This window comes from Phormidium yuhuli AB48, from assembly GCF_023983615.1.
GTDB classification, from domain to species: domain Bacteria; phylum Cyanobacteriota; class Cyanobacteriia; order Cyanobacteriales; family Geitlerinemataceae; genus Sodalinema; species Sodalinema yuhuli.
Genome location: NZ_CP098611.1, coordinates 1,305,133 through 1,321,373, shown reverse-complemented (window position 1 = coordinate 1,321,373; position 16,241 = coordinate 1,305,133). Strand labels below are relative to the sequence as shown.

The following is a 16,241-nucleotide window of genomic DNA, read 5'->3' as shown; positions in this document are numbered from 1 at the left end:
ATAATTTTGCAACAAAAATAAACATAAAAAGACTTGACAAAATCCAAAGTCATGCCATCGGAAAAAGACCAGTAAACAGAATTGTCCCATTGCCTCTTGCCTAGGGCGCGCCACTTGCGGTACGCCCCTACGTCTTTTCTGTTGCCTGTTGCCTGTTGCCTGTTGCCTGTTGCCTGTTCCCTTCTTCCCCCTCTTGCCTTTTGCCTTCTCCCCAGCGATACGGCATAATGGGGAAGTTTTCCAGATTTGAAGTAGCACGTTACTCCTTACCCCTGCCACCATGCGAACCCACTATTGCGGCACTGTCCGAAAAGAAGATATCGGTAAACCCGTCACCCTCTGCGGCTGGGTGGATCGTCGTCGGGATCACGGTGGCGTGATTTTCGTGGATTTGCGCGATCGCAGCGGAGTCGTGCAAATTGTCGGCGATCCCGAACGAACCCCAGAAGCCTTCCAAGACGCGGACGCACTCCGTAACGAATATGTCGTGCGCGTCAGTGGAACCGTCTATCAACGGCCCGACGACTCCCTGAATCCGAAACTCCCCACCGGCGAAATCGAAGTCTACGCCGATCGCATTGAAGTTCTCAACGAAGTTCACAAACAACTCCCCTTCCAAGTGGGAACCTCGGAAGTCGAAGCTGTGCGGGAAGAATTGCGGCTAAAATATCGCTACCTGGACTTACGGCGCGATCGCATGGCCCAAAACCTGAAACTGCGCCATGACACCATCAAAGCCATCCGTCGCTTCCTCGAAGATCAGCAAAACTTCGTCGAAGTCGAAACCCCCGTCCTCACCCGTTCCACCCCCGAAGGCGCACGGGATTACCTCGTTCCCAGTCGTGTCAACCCCGGCGAATGGTTCGCCCTTCCCCAATCCCCGCAACTGTTCAAACAGTTATTAATGGTGTCGGGGATGGATCGCTACTATCAAATCGCCCGTTGTTTCCGCGACGAAGACTTACGGGCCGATCGCCAACCCGAATTTACCCAACTGGACATGGAAATGAGTTTCATGTCCTTCGACGAAATCATCGACCTCAACGAGGCCCTCGTCGCCCATATCTTCAAAACCGTCAAAGGAATCGATCTTCCCCGGCCCTTCCCCCGACTCACCTATCACGAGTCCATGGAACGCTACGGCTGCGATCGCCCCGACACCCGCTATGGCCTAGAACTCGTCGACGTCTCCGACTTAATGAAAGACTCCGGTTTCAAAGTCTTCTCCGGGGCCATCAAAGCCGGAGGAATCGTGAAAGTCCTCCCCATCCCCAACGGAAACGCCGCCATCTCCAACGTTCGCATCAAACCCGGCGGCGACCTCTTCAAAGAAGCCAGCGAAGCCGGGGCCAAAGGACTTGCGTACATTCGCGTCAAAGACAACGGCGAGATTGACACCATCGGGGCCATCAAAGACAACCTCAGCGACGACCAAAAAGCCGAACTCCTCAGCCGAACCCAAGCCGAACCCGGACATCTGTTGCTATTCGGGGCCGGAGACAGTGAAACCGTCAACAAAACCCTCGATCGCCTGCGTCAAGTCATCGCCCGCCAGATGGATCTCATCGACGAGAGTCAACTCAACCTCCTCTGGATTACCGACTTCCCCATGTTCGAGTGGAACGCCGACGAGAAACGCCTCGAAGCCCTCCACCACCCCTTTACCGCCCCCAATCCCGAAGACTTAGCCGACCTCAAAACCGCCAGGGCCTTAGCCTACGACCTCGTTTTAAACGGCAACGAAATCGGCGGCGGTAGCCTACGGATTTACCAACGGGAGATTCAAGAACAAGTCTTCGAGGCCATTGGCTTATCCGACGAAGAAGCCAACGAGAAATTCGGCTTTCTCCTCAACGCCTTCGACTACGGAACCCCACCCCATGGGGGAATTGCCTACGGCTTAGACCGTTTAGTCATGTTATTAGCCCAAGAAGACTCAATCCGGGATGTCATCGCCTTCCCCAAAACCCAACAAGCCCGCTGTCTCCTCACCGACGCCCCCGCCAATGTGGACAAGAAACAGTTAAAAGAACTCTATGTTTCGTCCACCTTTAAACCGAAAACAAAAGAATAGGGAGGAAGAGGCAAAAGGCATAACCCACCCCTGCCCCTCCCAGGAGGGGATGGCAAGAGGCAAAAGGGGGTAGGGTGCGTTCCGGCATCACCGAATTTTGGGCTTTGACCACTCGGTTAAAACTTGCCGGAACGCACCGGTTCTGCAAGAGGCATAACCCCTAATTTTCCCTATCTTCCCTGAATTTGGAGTTCTCCGCCTCCATGCGTCCTCGCCAGGCGATGGGATGACTGGGGGGCATTTCCACCTCCCGATTTCCCTTGCTATAACGACGACCTTCTGCATCCAAAATATTGACCACGTTCTGATAAATCTCATCGGCTTCCTGACGGGAATTACCAATACTGGTTAACCCCAACTTGCCAAATTGAGATAAACAGCCCATGAGATGAAAAATCGTCCCGGTTTCCGTGCTGCTATCAAAATGAAGTTGGTGATAGGCGATAATTTCCATCAAGTCATTGGGCAATAAACCGTGATACCCTGAATTTTGTAAATTATCACTGGCGCGATAGAACTTTGCCCGTCCTTGTTGACTATAAAATAAGCCACTGTCAAGGTCATACCGCCCTTTAGTTAATAGTTTTAACTCCATAAATGGGTGAGTTGTTCCCCCTTTTCTCAGGTTAATTTCAATGGCGTGTAACTGCCAATCTCCGTCTTGGTGAACGGCGATAAAATCAACCCCAAAGCGTTCTAAACAGCCTTTCTCAGCTAAAGCCGCCCCCACTCGTAAGCCTAACTCTTGCAGACGAACGCGATAATCCGTATCGGCGGGGAAGACGCAACCGAGATAGACTTGGCTATCGGGGCCTCCCAGGAGTTGGTCGTGGGTTGAGAGGACTTCGACACGTCCCTCGGGGGTGATGCGACATTGGACACTGGGCGATCGCTTTTCCTCGCCTTCAATATAGAGTTCCACGATCGCCCCGAGTTCCGGGATGCGGCTGGCGAAACTGGGCCATTGTTCGCCGTCGGCTTGGAAGCGCATTTGGGAGAAGCGATCGCGCAATGGGCCCAGCCGTTGTTGGGGGGGAATGTCCGGGAGTCCTGTCACATCCAAAAGGGCGTTTCCTTCTCCGGAAAAGCCTTCATTGAGTTTGACGACGAATCGCTGGGCCTGGGGTTGGCGATCGCACAACTGGGAGGCCGCCGCTGTCAAGTCGTCCACAGAATGGACTAACTCACTTCCGGGGGGATGGGGAATCCCGCAATCGCTAAAAATCTGGCGTGAACCGGCTTTGGTTCCCCAATAGAGGAGGTCGGGATCGAGGGCTAACAGAGGAATCCCGAGGCGTACCGATAACTCCCGTTCCAAGGGGGTGGCGTTAAAACAGACCATATAAGACTGTTGGGGTCGTAGGGCCCGCCAGATGCGTTCGATTAAGCGGGGGCGATCGAGGATTTTCCGGGTGAGGGGTTGGGGGGAGGAGTCGTAGGTGGAGAATAAGAGGAGGCGATCGCGGGCGTGGGAGAAGGGAATCCCCGGTAGGAGTTGCAGATAGTAGTCAATGGTACTGGGGTGGAGGGGTTGGGAGGTGACGTAAACGAGGCGAGTGCGGGGGTTGCGTAGGCGAATCAGGGAATAGAGGTTGCGTTCCTCGTAATGGTGAACTCCGGCGATTTTTCTCAGTTCCCGTTGATCCAGGGTAATGGAGGGGATGACGAGGATATCATTATCATCTTGGTCGAACTGGTCAATGGTTTGCCAGCGATCGCGCAGTTCTTTCTGAAGGGACTTAAATCGCTCCCGGAGTTCGGACTCGGGGATGGATGCACTAAACATAAGGGGTTTTGTAGTAATTCTTCATAAGGGTGGGGTGAGTCGCACCTTGTCATTTTAAGGCAAATTCCGGCAAATTCCGGAGTTGGCAAGGGGGTTGAGGGGTGATGAGGGGAAATGGGGCGATCGTTCCCTCCAGTCGTTCTCACCCTGGACTGGGATTCTCATTCACGGCGACTGAGTTATCATTCATAATAGGGTTTTTAATATCGTCCTTAATCATCAATAACTTACATCTAAGAGATTTGGAACTAACCCATATTGCCCATGAGGTGATGTCAGGACGGCGCAAGATTGCGGTCAAGGTGGTAGATAGTTTTGCTAATGACACGATGACCATGATGGAGGTAATGGCATGAGCCAAGATGTTAGCATCCCGCAGCGGGACGAAGTGCTGGCGACGTTGCGGTCATTTTTGCGCGATCGTGGTGAGACCTACAGGTTAGAAGCGTTAGGCTGTTTCGGTTCCGTGGCGCGATCGCAGGCCACAGCCAAAAGTGACGTAGATGTAGTGTATCGCCCCCAGCCAAGGGCAAAGCTGACACTGTTTGACTTGGCTTTGATGCACGAAGAACTGGTAGCACGGCTAGGACGGCCTGTGGACTTGATTGCACTCCACCCGAGTACACCGCTGCGCCTGAAGGAGCGCATAGAACAGGAAGTTGTCTATGTCTGACTCAGCTTGGTTACGGGAACGCCTGGAGGCAATTCTGGAGGCGCTTGAAGGAGGTGCCAGATGAATGAAACACAACGCCTGTCACAACAGGCAAAAGAGGTCTTGAAGCGTGCAGTTGTCAAGGCGCTGGAGAAAAAACAACGACTTGGTCAATACGCCGTTATCTACCAAAATGGGCGGGTGATGCACCTCGAACCCGATGAAATCGCAGAGAAAGGTAGAGGTTGACTATGGAATTGCCCCCTAACTTCCCCGTTTCCCCGTATAGGGGCCTCACCTATCCTACGGATTTGTTTGCGGAAGCTTCACAATTAGATGAAATTTTCTCTCTATTTAATTAGAAGCTTTATAAGCTTGAGATAACTTATTTTCCAATTCTTCAATTTCTTGTTCCAGACAAAGTCTTCTTTCTATTAGTCCTGCTATTTTTTTATTTAACTCAAATCTCGATAAAGCATCAGCACCTATTGTCTCTTCGATTTCAAGTTGATTTATTTTTTGATTTAATAAATTTAACTGATTTGCTACTTGTTTCTTTTGTTTTTGAAGATTTGTGACTAAATGAGAACGACTACCTTGGGTTTTAGGAGGAACCGCTACTGACTCCTGTGTTGGGGAAGAAGTGATATTCGTTTCTATTCCTTCCAACAAACTTGTAGATTTTTGAAGTAGGGATTTCAAATCCACATCCGGAAAAACAAATAAGCCCTCTAATTTATATCTATTTATGATAGAACCACTAATGTCTTTAGTGTCAATTCTAAATTTAGATATAATTAGAATTTTAGCGGTATTTGGATGGTGAAAGCTTATATAATCACAAAGCAGAAAACCCTCGTGGACTTGAGGGCTTCCTGAATACTCCAAATTATCAGCAGTGATGACTAAATCAAAATATTGCTCATTCAAAAATGATATAGCATTCTCAAGTCCTGAAATTGACTTGATTTCTAAGTCAGTGTTTAATGAGTTGAAACCAATATCAAAAGCCCTACTAATCGCCCGTGATAAGCTACTGTTGCTAGTGACAATCAAAACTCGCTTTATGTTTTTTGGCTCGGACGTTTCCTCTAAAATCTCAGGCGTTTCCCCTAAAATCTCATCTGATTCAACTAAATTCTGGAATACCATATAATTAAACTTGTTGCTATTTACTACTATAGAGGCACCACTTAATTCAACAAATAGATTTTTGGAGTAAGGCAAAATGGATTGAAGTTGTTCAGACAGGTTTTGCGCATCTAGATCGACTATCGCCGTTCCCAAAGAAGTTTCCCAACGAACTGATAGATGTAGTATTTTTTCCAAAAATTCATAATCTACAACATTTCTTTCAATTCTATAAAATTTGAGCCAGTGAAAAAAATCAATGTATTTTCCAGTCTGTGAAAATTGTTCTAACTTAGATACAAGTTTATCCGCAGCCTGATGAAAATCTGTTAATCCCGACTTGCACCAAGAAAACTTTTCAGGATCTCCAACAAATTCTAAAAGTCGATCATTCTTTTGTGAATTTAGGTATTGAGTCGCAAAATCATTGAGATCTTCCAGTTTTTTACGGTGAGCTTCATTATCATGGTTCCAGTAATCTCGACAAAGCATCATACGGACTGCCGGATCCATTTCATATAAATCTCCTCCTAGATGTTGACAAAGTGGAGATAGCAAAATATCTGAGATAGCAATCCAAGGAGCCGTCGGTACAAAGTTTTCTCGTAAACAATATACAAGATCAGATGTCAAATGGAGAAATGGGTATGCCGCATGAGCAGCTAAGTCACGATAGGAGTTATGACTACCATAGTTTTTGTAGAAGCGGTCAATTTGACGCTCAGCTCGTTGAGATTCCGATTCAGATATTTCAAGTTTCATAATATTACTTAGTGGTATAGAGTGGCGATCGCAGAATCTATGCCATCCTGACTGAGTGGAAACATATTACCCCCAATAGCCTGAAGATAGTCTTGCACGTCTTCAGCAGTGGTATCTTGCCAACGGTCTTCAGGAACTGGATTGAGCCAGAAGAGCCAACGAACCCGGTCAGTCAGTTGATTGAGAAAGGCTTGAGTTCTCTCAACCCGGCTGCTTTCATAGGTTGCTTGAGCTGCACCTGTATCACTGATCACAACTGCAACCGTCCATTGTCGGGAGAGAGACTGTAAAACCTGATCTAAATCCCGAGCTGGTCCGGCACGACCTTGACTTCTGAGATAACCATAGGGCACATTCTGGTAATAGTATGGCTCAACATGAGCAAAATACTCAGGTTCGATCGTCTGAACCAAGAGATCGCAGGCTCTATGAAAGGGAATCATCGAACCATTAAAGTCGATGAACAGTGCCAGTTCAGTGAGGTTGACCCTTTGTGGCTGCCAGGGAATCGACCACAAGATCCCATCTCGCTCAATGGCGGCGATCGCTTTGGGGATATCCACCTCAACTGATCGCCGCTGAGTATTGGATTGTACTGGAATCCGAGTTGTCTGTCGTAAGCGTCGCCAACAACGACGAGTCAAGTCAAATTGGAAAGGGAAATCTCTCGGTTCAACAATGTATGGTTTGCTGTCTGGTTTGCTGTCTATTCTCCATGATGGAGGTGTATCAGCCTGAACGACCGGTTTCAGGACAACAGAGGAGACATTGGACACTCCCAAGAAGGATGAGTTAGCTGATGACCTAGAGATTGAGGCATCTGTTAACTCAACTTCTCCCTTGTATGCCGCATCCCCTTGGCGACTTTCTGGAGTGTCCTCTTGATAGTCAGCAAAAATTGCGTTAAATTGTTCTAACTGAGTCGGTTCGTGAGATTTTAGCCAGATTAGGGAACAGAGAAACTTCAAGTCTTCAAGACTTTCACAGCCAAACCCATGTTCGAGTCCTTTTAACACTAGCTCATAATCATCAACACGTAGCCCTAGGGGTTGACGGAGTTTTTGAAAGAGATTATAGAGCGGCAAGGTAAACATGACTGAGACTAAGGAAATGGGTAAGGATAGGATATGAACCAGTTAACTCAATGGTATCCGACCATCTTAAATCCTATTCAAGACGCCTATCTTTACGACGCCTATTCAAAGTTTCAATATCTGACTGTGACTTGAGTAAAATGCCAATCTTAGTGGGGTCGTCAAGTTCTTTTTCAAGTAGTTCTTCAATTTGTCTGTCAGTCTTCTGGCTTGTAAGCTTCTCACTTGTAAGCAAAAAGCTTAACCAGTCAATGAGTTCACTGGTAGTCGGTGGCTTCTGCAGATATGCAGTATCACGAATCTCACGAAACTTTTTGATAGCAGCCTCGATAATATCCTCAGGAGTTTTAGATCCGAATTGCCGTTTAAATCGTTCCTCGACGATTTGCCTGAGGTTTGTTTTATCAGGAAACTTTAAATAAAAGAACAAACATCGCCTTAAGAAGGCTTCAGGTAAAGGACGATCCTGATTGCTTGTGATAATCACAATAGGTTTATGTGCCTTGCGATATCTTTTTTCTGGAATCTCAGTTTGAGTTTCCTTAACCTCAAAATACCATTGATCTAAGTCTCGCAGTAAATCATTGGGTAAATCGATGTCTGCCTTGTCGATTTCATCGATTAGCAAAATCGGACGAATATTGACATTGCAATCGATTTCCTTTAAATCAGGACGTATCTCCCAGACATTAAAGGCTTTACCAATTGGTCCCCATTGAATATAATTAGCAGGATTATTGAGGCGATTACGGAGTTTCTCCTCTTGTTCTGAGTCTATCTCATTTTTACCGGTAGCTAAAAACTGAGTATCCCTGAGCCGTCCCAAGGCATCAAATGTATAACGAGCTTCATCTGCCCTGGAACGAGAGGTAACGGCCCAGGCAAAAAATGGCCATTCTGTACCGTTAAGATACCTTTGCCCAAATTCATAAGCGATAGCAGATGCGAGCAAAGTTTTGCCACAACCCGGTTCTCCTTGAATGAGTAGAGGTTTTTCCAGGGCGATCGCAATGTTAACTGCTTTTTTAAGATCCTCTCCTGGAATATAGGGATATAGATCATCTAAATTTGAAGAATCGGGCTGAATATCTCCTTTATAACAGAGATTAGATTTTTGACCTTGCTGTTCTGTCATGATATTGACTCCAAATCAATGTTATTAATGTTATTTTTTTTCGAATTTTTTTCCTGTATGGTATCCCAGATATCTTGTTTCTCCAGCTCGCCAAAGAAACCTGTCCAACTTTGGTAACCATTCGCAGCTTTGTACCGTGCTTCATTACTCATACTATCAATAACTCTCCAAATCATAGTAGGGTTCACTTGAAGAATGTTTGCTAAACTGCTCCTCCGACCTTCATCATATCCCCAAGTACGAAAATCATAAATCCCTCTATTTGAGACTCCATTAACTATTGACTGACTAGGTTCACCAAATTTTGAAATATAAAATTTGTCAGAATTGGCTGCTATTGCTGCTTTCATATTTTCAAATGCAGTTTTTACATTATTATTTTTTATGGAACCCGGAGGGTACGTTTTGCCCAGAAAGCAAAGCATAAAGGGAACACCGGGATGAAATTGGTGAAGTAAAACTAATTTCTCAACTATTTTTTCCCAGTCTAAGTTGGGAGGACAACTACGATTCTCGACTGGAATTAGAATTGGTGTTAGTGCGCTTGTCCACTCCAGATATATATCTTCATAACTAGCCGATTCAATTTCCTTGCCACAAAGTACTCGTAGAAAAGTTTTAGTATTTTCTGATTCTTCAACTTTTGGATTTGGATGTTTGTAATAATAACTGGAAATTTCTTTTACTAAGCAAGAAAAATGCCAAGTTATTTCTTCCTTGCTAGAAGATTCAAGATAAAATATACCCATTTTGGGCGATTTACGGTCTTTATCAAGCCAATCTATAAGCTGATTACGGGAGGTATGATAGTCCAGTTTTTGTAGATCTATCAACACTGCTTCAATAGACTTATTTGACATAGATCCTTGTTTGGCTGAACTCAAGATTTGTATTGTGCTAAAGGAACTACAGTTAGGGGTTTGTCCATTACTAGCTTCTGTGTCCTTTCTAAGTAAATCAAACTTGGTCTTCAAACAAGTTTGAACCTCAGAAAAATAAAGATCTTTATCTGAATTTTGATGATGCTCACAGAATATTTCTTTTAAGGCTCTTGTAAAATAAGTTGAAGAGTTCGTTCTGTTTGTATTTTGAATATAAGACTTTTCTTGAGACCGACAAGCCACAGCTATCGCAAAATTTTGGGTCCTTAATTGATTGAAATCAAGGCAATCCCAAATTTTTCCTGCGTAGCAGCAATCTAATAAAACGGTTAGGCTTCTAAGTCCACGGAATAAAACTTTTTCAAACAGTTTCGCTAAATCTTCAAATGAGATAGATTTTTGACTGCTTTGAGGATCGCTATCACTCGCCGCTAAGCGTACAGAATAATGGTCATTATCCTTTGGCACAGCTTCTCCAAACACAAAGCCATGAGCAATAATATAGAGCAATACATCATCATCTTTGCCTGTTTCATCTTTAAAAAATGTCTTTAGTTTTTTCGCCAAAGAGTCATAGGGTATAATATATTCTGGATCTCTTGAATACTTAAAAAATTGCCTTTCTTGGTTAAACACTCCTGGGTAAAGAGTGACCTGCCAGTTTCCTCTTTGCCATAAAATAGTGCCAATATCCCGAGCATCTTGCCAGCAGCCATCTGGCAAACTCGGAAAACTCTTGGAATTCTTATAATTTTTTATAAAAATAATTAGGGCTTTCTTGGGCATTGACGTAGTTGCATTAAGTAAGCTAAATATGGTAATGTACAGATTGTAGCAGATCTGTCTCTAGCTGGCAAGTGATATGAGTACTGAAAATGGTATTGAAAAGTTAGTGTATCAAGATAAAGATGGAAAAGAATATGAAATTTATGTAGAAGTTAATGATCCGAAAATTTATTCAGGAGAAGATCACGAAAACGACGATCCTAACGATGATGGTCGCGAGAGCCTATCAAATCGCAGATCTCTAACTCAGGAAATCCGGAAAGAAGCAATTAAAGATATGAAAAAAGCTTCAGAAATGATGCAGGGATATGCAAAATTTGCTGTAGAGTCATTTCAGAAATTTGGTGCTGCTGAGGTTTCTGAGATTATGGTTGAGTTTGGCCTTAAGTTAGGCGGACAAGTTGGAGCCGTGATTACTCGCGCATCCACCGATAGCACCTTAAAAGTACAAGTCAAGTTCAAATTCCCCGAATCGAGATCGCCAGAACCTGAACAGGATCAATAGGTTTGCAAGCTACTATACCCATTATGAGTTTGAAACCGACATGAGTCCATTTTCTTGATAGAGAAGGCTTTTCACCGTCTCTTGAAATTTGTTTATATCAAACTTCCCATTGTCAGGAACCTTGAGGACAAAGGAATCGGCTTCTTGACGCTGTTCTTTAAGTTTACTAGGATAGGCAGTGGACAGGATTATTCTCGTCTCTGGAGTTTTATCTTTCATAGTTCGCAATAAGACAAGTCCATCAAGATTTTGATTTTGTTCGTCCACCAATCGTAAGTCAAGAATGGCGAGGTCAAAAGTTTCTTTCTCTAAAAGTTGTGATGCTGACTCAAGACTGTCAGAATCAAAGATAGTGATCGGTAGACCCATCCTGTCTAAAAGAATCTTAAAGATAGTACGCCAGCGTAGTTGATCGTCGACGATTAGAACTGTTTTAGGTGATGACATAATTAGCTCATTGTTCACGTTTGATCGGATACTTTTGCAGCAGGAAGAGTTACAGAGACTTGGGTTTGAACACCCAACTCAGACTCAAAACTAATTTTACCTCCCATGTTTTCAAACACTGTTTTAGCACGCCAGAGTCCATACCCTATCCCCATAGGTTTGACCGTAAAGAAAGGCGTAAATACTCTTGACTGTAACTCTTTCGGTAATCCCACCCCCGTATCTTGGATTGTAACTTTTACGGTATCTGTATTCAAGTTTTGAGCTTGAACTCGCAAGATTCCTTGCCCTTTTTCTAAAATAGCTTCAATACCATTTTTAAGGATTACCTCAAAAGAGTTGGCAATTAGAGATGCAGATCCTCGGATAAACTTCAAGCTTTCAGGGAAGTCACGTTCCAACATCACTATTCCCTGTGTTAAATCCTGGTGATGTAAAATCTCTATTTCAGTTAGTAGAGAACTTAACAGTGTATTTAGGTTAATAACTTGTTCGGGTTCTGGATCTTTCAGTTGGTTGACTTGAATTAGAAGATTTTGAAATTCATCCTGGCAGGATTGAATACAACTCTGACACTTTGAGATATTCAGTGACTCTGCAACTTGTAGCTCCATTTCCAAGAGTTGCAGCCAAATTGGAATCGTCCCAGCAATACTGTTAAGACGGTGAATGAAGTCCTGAGCAACCAATGAACGAGTGAGTACATTTTGCTGTTTAGCAACTTTTTCGGCGATTTGACTATTGTGCATGGTGATGGCTGCCCAGCGCGCTAGATTTTCCAAGATACGTTGCTCATTTTCTGTATAAGTTTTGTCTTTATCTCTGGTACTAAATGTTGCAATCACTCCTAAACACTTTGCTTCCTTCTCTTTTGTGAGCAAAATTGGAACTCCAAGCCAGGGACAAGCGTTATATTTTTTAGTATAATCGTGACCCTCTGTAGAATACCAGTCGAGTGACTCCTTAGAAGTATGACGAATTGTCATCTTTGTCCTAATAATTTCTTCTGTCTTGCCACGTCCCTCACTTAGCTTCCTGGATGAATATTCTTTAGATAAATAGGGTTCGATTTCTTTTCCTTTGACATAGACCATAATGAATTCTACTAAGTCTGTTGTCTCATCATAGGTGGCGAAGTACATATTGTCAGTATCCATTAAATTAGAAGCTTCTCCATGAATATAAGCTGCAATCGCTTCTGTATTTTGGGGACTATCCGAGGTAACGAATCTGATCAGCTCTTCAAGCAAATCCTGGTAAAATTTATTTTGTTCTTCTTCTGACTCCGATGTTTCAATTGCTACAGCAGCTGAGTCAGCTAAAGTTTTAGCAAGTTTCTGCTCATGCTCGGAAAAGCCATTCTCTTCTCTGCTTTCAAGATTTAGAACCCCAAGCACTTCACTCCGAAAGATCAGTGGCACGACTAACTCAGATCGAGTTTCAGGACTAACCTCAATATAGTGAGGATCTTTCCCTTGTGTCACATCAGGAGCATAGTACATATGCTTCGATTGAAATACATACCCAGCAATACCTTTGCGAGGATTAGATGGGGCCAAACTAATCGCATCATTTTTATAATCTAAATTAACTCGACCACCACATTGAGATTCCAGTTTTATTTTATTATCTTTTTTATGATACAGCCAGACATCGGCATAATCTGCCCCGGTAAATTCTTTAGCAGTCTCTAGAATTTTACTCATGACCGACTCCAAAGAGCTTTGTCTAACCTCTTCATAGATATCTCCTAACTTCTCAAGGTTGCTAATACGCTGGTTGAAGTTTTGGCGATCGCGCTCTGCAAGCTTAACATTTTCTAATGCCAGAGCCACAGAATCGGACAATTCATCTAGCAATCTGGCATCATCTTCGTGATAAACCCCTTCACGTTTCATGTGATAGGTCGCAAAGACCCCAATCACTTGATTTCCGGCTCGCATTGGCACTCCAAGCCAACTTTTGGGAATATCTCGGTCAGCATCCTCCACTAAAAAGTATTGTTGGACCTCCTGCCTAGTTTTCAGAATTAAAGCGTTCTGGTTGTCCAACACTGTTCGTAACACTGGCTCTGGACTATTCGACCAAACCTCTTGAGCAATGACCGATTCTGATATATTCAATTCTTCACCTTGACGATAAGCTAAGGCAATATCGAATCCTTCTTGGTCTGCATCATATAGAAAGACAGATAAATTATAGACATCAACAAGATCTGAACCACGCTCTTTTAAAATACCGAAAACTTTATCCTGACTTAAATCAGTTTGATTTGAAAGTTCATTCTCGATTTCAGCTAAGACTTTTGAAGACTGCTGGGAGCGGAAGCGATAGATAGCGTTTGCCGCTTGGTCTGATAGAATATCTAAAAACTCTGCATCATTCTTGTTATAAACAGCTTCAGGGGTTGCTCGATCTGGATCTTCAACGATAAATACGCCAATCGCTCGTCCCTGAATTCGCATGGGAACAGCCATCCATGAGGCAGATTCATTGTCGGGAATATCATCAATCGACAATTTTTTGAACTCATTATTTATTCGCAGCCGAGGGGTTTTATCTTCAATAATTTTAACCAGTACATCTTGATTGAGGGTGGAGAGCAGTTGTTTCTGTTCAATGGAGTTCTCAAGATCCTGTACTTTGCCTCGGCTAATGACAATCTGAAAGGCATTATTTATTTTGAGCTTGTTATATAAAATTATTGATAAATTTTTAATATCAATATCACCAATTTCGGCAAGTTTCTTATAGATTTTTCCGAGGAGTTCTGCTTCACTATCGGCTTGAAGTTGAGTCAACTCTTGTTCCACCTCTCCGATAATAGTGACGCGATCATGGAGTCGGTCATAATCGATCGCACTCGCAGCAACATCCCCAATCACGTCAAGAATATCGACCAACTCCTCACGGTAGGCATTCGCTTGTTCTAAATCCTGTACGATTAACACTCCGAGAGTATGGTCAACTGTCGTCATCGGAACCCCTAGCCAAGACTGTCCCCGAGAACATAATCTCAGATTTTGTCCTTGACTCTCTTCATAGTCTCGTATCGCTTCAGGATCACGCAGATAGAGTGATTGTTGGTCTTGAATCACCTTTTGAATCAGGGTTGTGCCAATTTGCTGGATAATTTCTTGTGCCTCATCGTCTTGAGGTTTAATCTCTTGACCATTTTCCCAAAATGCACCCAGTTCAAGTTTATCTTGTAAACGATGCTTAAGCACACAATAGATGTTAGGAGACTGTGTTAAGTCATAGACGTGAGATAATACATATTGCAAAATTCCACTCTGATTAGGATGCCGCTTCAGGTTCTTATTTAAACTGGCAATAATTCTAAAAGCTCGTGTCTGCAAGCTTTCTTCTGATTGAGGTTGCGGTGAATTAGAAGCTGTCATAGGTTTACAATAACTTACGTTTTCAATCGGTTCATCTAGTTTATTTAGCGTAACTGAGATTTCCAGATTTGCAGTGCTTCTTTATACTTCTTGCGATTGAAGGACATGTTCGCCTTCCAAAGATGTAGTTCTATGAGGGACTGTGGTAATCCCCAATTTTTCTCAATATCGATAAGTTTTGCCTCCAACGACGTCTCATCATCCAATCCCTCAACCCAATTGCCAATAAACCGCCTCAGCTTGTCATTGCCCCGTTCAACAGTTTTATGAAACCGCACAGACTCGGCCTCAATATACCTCAACAACGTCTCAACCTGAGTCTGTGGCAACCTCATCGGAGCCTCCCCAGAACCTCGATGTTTCCGCCACTGTTGACCCAGATGCCCGAGGAACACAGGTAAAAAGGCGGTTGGCTCAATCTCTAAGACCATTAAACGCGCGATCGCCCGCCGAATCAATAACTTCACAATCCGTTCCCGTCCATTCTTTCCCGGAGGCGGTGCGCCGTCCCCCACCAGCACCCAGAGGGCCTTGAGATGGTCAGCAATAATTCGTTCACTTTCCTCAGCCATCCCCTCCGGTAACCCTTGCGCCTGGCGATGCTGACGAATCAACTCAATCAGAGGACGATAGTCAGCCGTCTCAAACACCGACGAGACTCCCTGTAAAATCACCGCCACCCGCTCAGTGCCAATCACCGTCTCTGTAAACGGATTGTCCAAGGGGATAATCTGATGATGGTCTTCCTCTAGTTCCGAATCAATAAATAGGGAATTGGAAAACTCCAGGAACCGCCCACAGCGACATTGCGGCCCACAGGTGGCATCACAATCAGGACGCGCTCCCAAATCGTAAAACAACTCCGTATTGGGGCCACATTTGCGAGGATGGTCACCGGTAAACCCTAACCCCCGACTTTGTTGCCAGTAATTATCCTCAATCCCTAACCCCACCAATCGCTCCGGGGCCAGTCCCAACTCACGCCAAGCCTGATACGTCTCCTCATCAGTAGCCAACCCATTGCCTTCCAGGTTTCCCCCCGCAAAATAGGACACCCATAACCGTTCTGGGTTAATCCCTAACTCCTGCGTCGCCAACGTCCACATACGGCGAATCGTAGCGGCTTTAGCGTTGGGACCAAAAACAAAGGCCCCCGGCATCTCAAACAGGCTCAGATGACTCTCATCCCGACCAATACTGTCTAAATCAAAATGGCGAAAACAGTCTTGGACCAGCACAAACCGCTGACCCTGATAATCGGGAAACCGTGACAGAGACAGTTCCACTTGCACCAATCCGGCACTCATGACGAATGACATGGGAATCGATGGGTGTAACATCGGCGCTCGGGGGAGCGTTTGGAATCCCCGGTCTTGATAATGGTGAACAAAGCGATCGCGGATGCTTTGCGTTGAACCATCAATCTTCTCCCGTTGGGATAGAGACGTCGCGGAACTCGGGGTTAACGAGGACGATGAATTTAACAAGGTTTTCGGAGCCAATGCGTCAATACCAGTCAACGGTAAACGTAACCCCTTGTTCAATCAACATGAGGCACAACGGACGTTGACAAATTGCATATAATAT

At 44.5% G+C, this 16,241-nt stretch carries 12 protein-coding genes; 4 read left to right on the top strand and 8 right to left on the bottom strand.

Annotated elements, in window-relative coordinates; all coding sequences use genetic code 11:
- The first annotated feature begins 280 nt into the window (after positions 1 to 280).
- The gene (gene aspS / locus NEA10_RS05705) at positions 281 to 2,074 is read left to right on the top strand and encodes an aspartate--tRNA ligase (protein ID WP_252664290.1); all 1,794 of its coding nucleotides are present in this window, start codon (positions 281 to 283) and stop codon (positions 2,072 to 2,074) included.
- 160 nt (positions 2,075 to 2,234) lie between these two features.
- Here the strand turns inward: aspS and NEA10_RS05700 are convergent, their stop codons facing one another.
- Positions 2,235 to 3,860: a peptide ligase PGM1-related protein gene (locus NEA10_RS05700; RefSeq protein ID WP_252664289.1), complete on the bottom strand. Its 1,626-nt coding sequence runs from the start codon at positions 3,858 to 3,860 to the stop codon at positions 2,235 to 2,237.
- A gap of 352 nt (positions 3,861 to 4,212) precedes the next feature.
- On the opposite strand from NEA10_RS05700, the gene NEA10_RS05695 reads away from it, so the two are divergent.
- Positions 4,213 to 4,533 (top strand): nucleotidyltransferase family protein, encoded by a 321-nt coding sequence (locus tag NEA10_RS05695; protein WP_252664288.1) that lies wholly within the window; start codon positions 4,213 to 4,215, stop codon positions 4,531 to 4,533.
- A gap of 60 nt (positions 4,534 to 4,593) precedes the next feature.
- Positions 4,594 to 4,761, top strand: a complete 168-nt coding sequence (locus NEA10_RS05690) for a hypothetical protein (protein ID WP_252664287.1) — start codon at positions 4,594 to 4,596, stop codon at positions 4,759 to 4,761.
- A gap of 105 nt (positions 4,762 to 4,866) precedes the next feature.
- On the opposite strand, the gene NEA10_RS05685 is transcribed toward NEA10_RS05690, so the two are convergent.
- From NEA10_RS05685 to NEA10_RS05670, 4 genes are all read right to left on the bottom strand, one after another.
- The gene (locus NEA10_RS05685; protein WP_252664286.1) at positions 4,867 to 6,405 is read right to left on the bottom strand and encodes a hypothetical protein; all 1,539 of its coding nucleotides are present in this window, start codon (positions 6,403 to 6,405) and stop codon (positions 4,867 to 4,869) included.
- Positions 6,406 to 6,413: 8 nt separating this feature from the next.
- The gene (locus tag NEA10_RS05680; protein ID WP_252664285.1) at positions 6,414 to 7,499 is read right to left on the bottom strand and encodes a hypothetical protein; all 1,086 of its coding nucleotides are present in this window, start codon (positions 7,497 to 7,499) and stop codon (positions 6,414 to 6,416) included.
- A 73-nt stretch (positions 7,500 to 7,572) separates the two neighbouring features.
- Positions 7,573 to 8,634, bottom strand: a complete 1,062-nt coding sequence (locus NEA10_RS05675; RefSeq protein WP_252664284.1) for an AAA family ATPase — start codon at positions 8,632 to 8,634, stop codon at positions 7,573 to 7,575.
- Positions 8,631 to 10,301, bottom strand: coding sequence for a caspase family protein (locus NEA10_RS05670; RefSeq protein WP_252664283.1), 1,671 nt, complete (start codon positions 10,299 to 10,301; stop codon positions 8,631 to 8,633). The genes NEA10_RS05675 and NEA10_RS05670 overlap by 4 nt, the downstream gene beginning before the upstream one ends.
- A gap of 76 nt (positions 10,302 to 10,377) precedes the next feature.
- Between NEA10_RS05670 and NEA10_RS05665 the strand changes: the two genes are divergently transcribed.
- Entirely contained in the window at positions 10,378 to 10,806 is a 429-nt protein-coding gene (locus NEA10_RS05665) for a CU044_2847 family protein (RefSeq protein ID WP_252664282.1), read from the top strand.
- A gap of 21 nt (positions 10,807 to 10,827) precedes the next feature.
- Here the strand turns inward: NEA10_RS05665 and NEA10_RS05660 are convergent, their stop codons facing one another.
- Genes NEA10_RS05660 through NEA10_RS05650 form a run of 3 tightly spaced genes read right to left on the bottom strand, consistent with a single transcriptional unit; the run spans position 10,828 to position 16,156 of the window.
- The gene (locus NEA10_RS05660; protein WP_252664281.1) at positions 10,828 to 11,253 is read right to left on the bottom strand and encodes a response regulator; all 426 of its coding nucleotides are present in this window, start codon (positions 11,251 to 11,253) and stop codon (positions 10,828 to 10,830) included.
- Between the two features lie 14 nt (positions 11,254 to 11,267).
- Positions 11,268 to 14,654: a GAF domain-containing protein gene (locus NEA10_RS05655; protein ID WP_252664280.1), complete on the bottom strand. Its 3,387-nt coding sequence runs from the start codon at positions 14,652 to 14,654 to the stop codon at positions 11,268 to 11,270.
- A gap of 44 nt (positions 14,655 to 14,698) precedes the next feature.
- Positions 14,699 to 16,156, bottom strand: coding sequence for an alanine--tRNA ligase-related protein (locus NEA10_RS05650; RefSeq protein WP_252664279.1), 1,458 nt, complete (start codon positions 16,154 to 16,156; stop codon positions 14,699 to 14,701).
- Between the last annotated feature and the right edge of the window lie 85 nt (positions 16,157 to 16,241).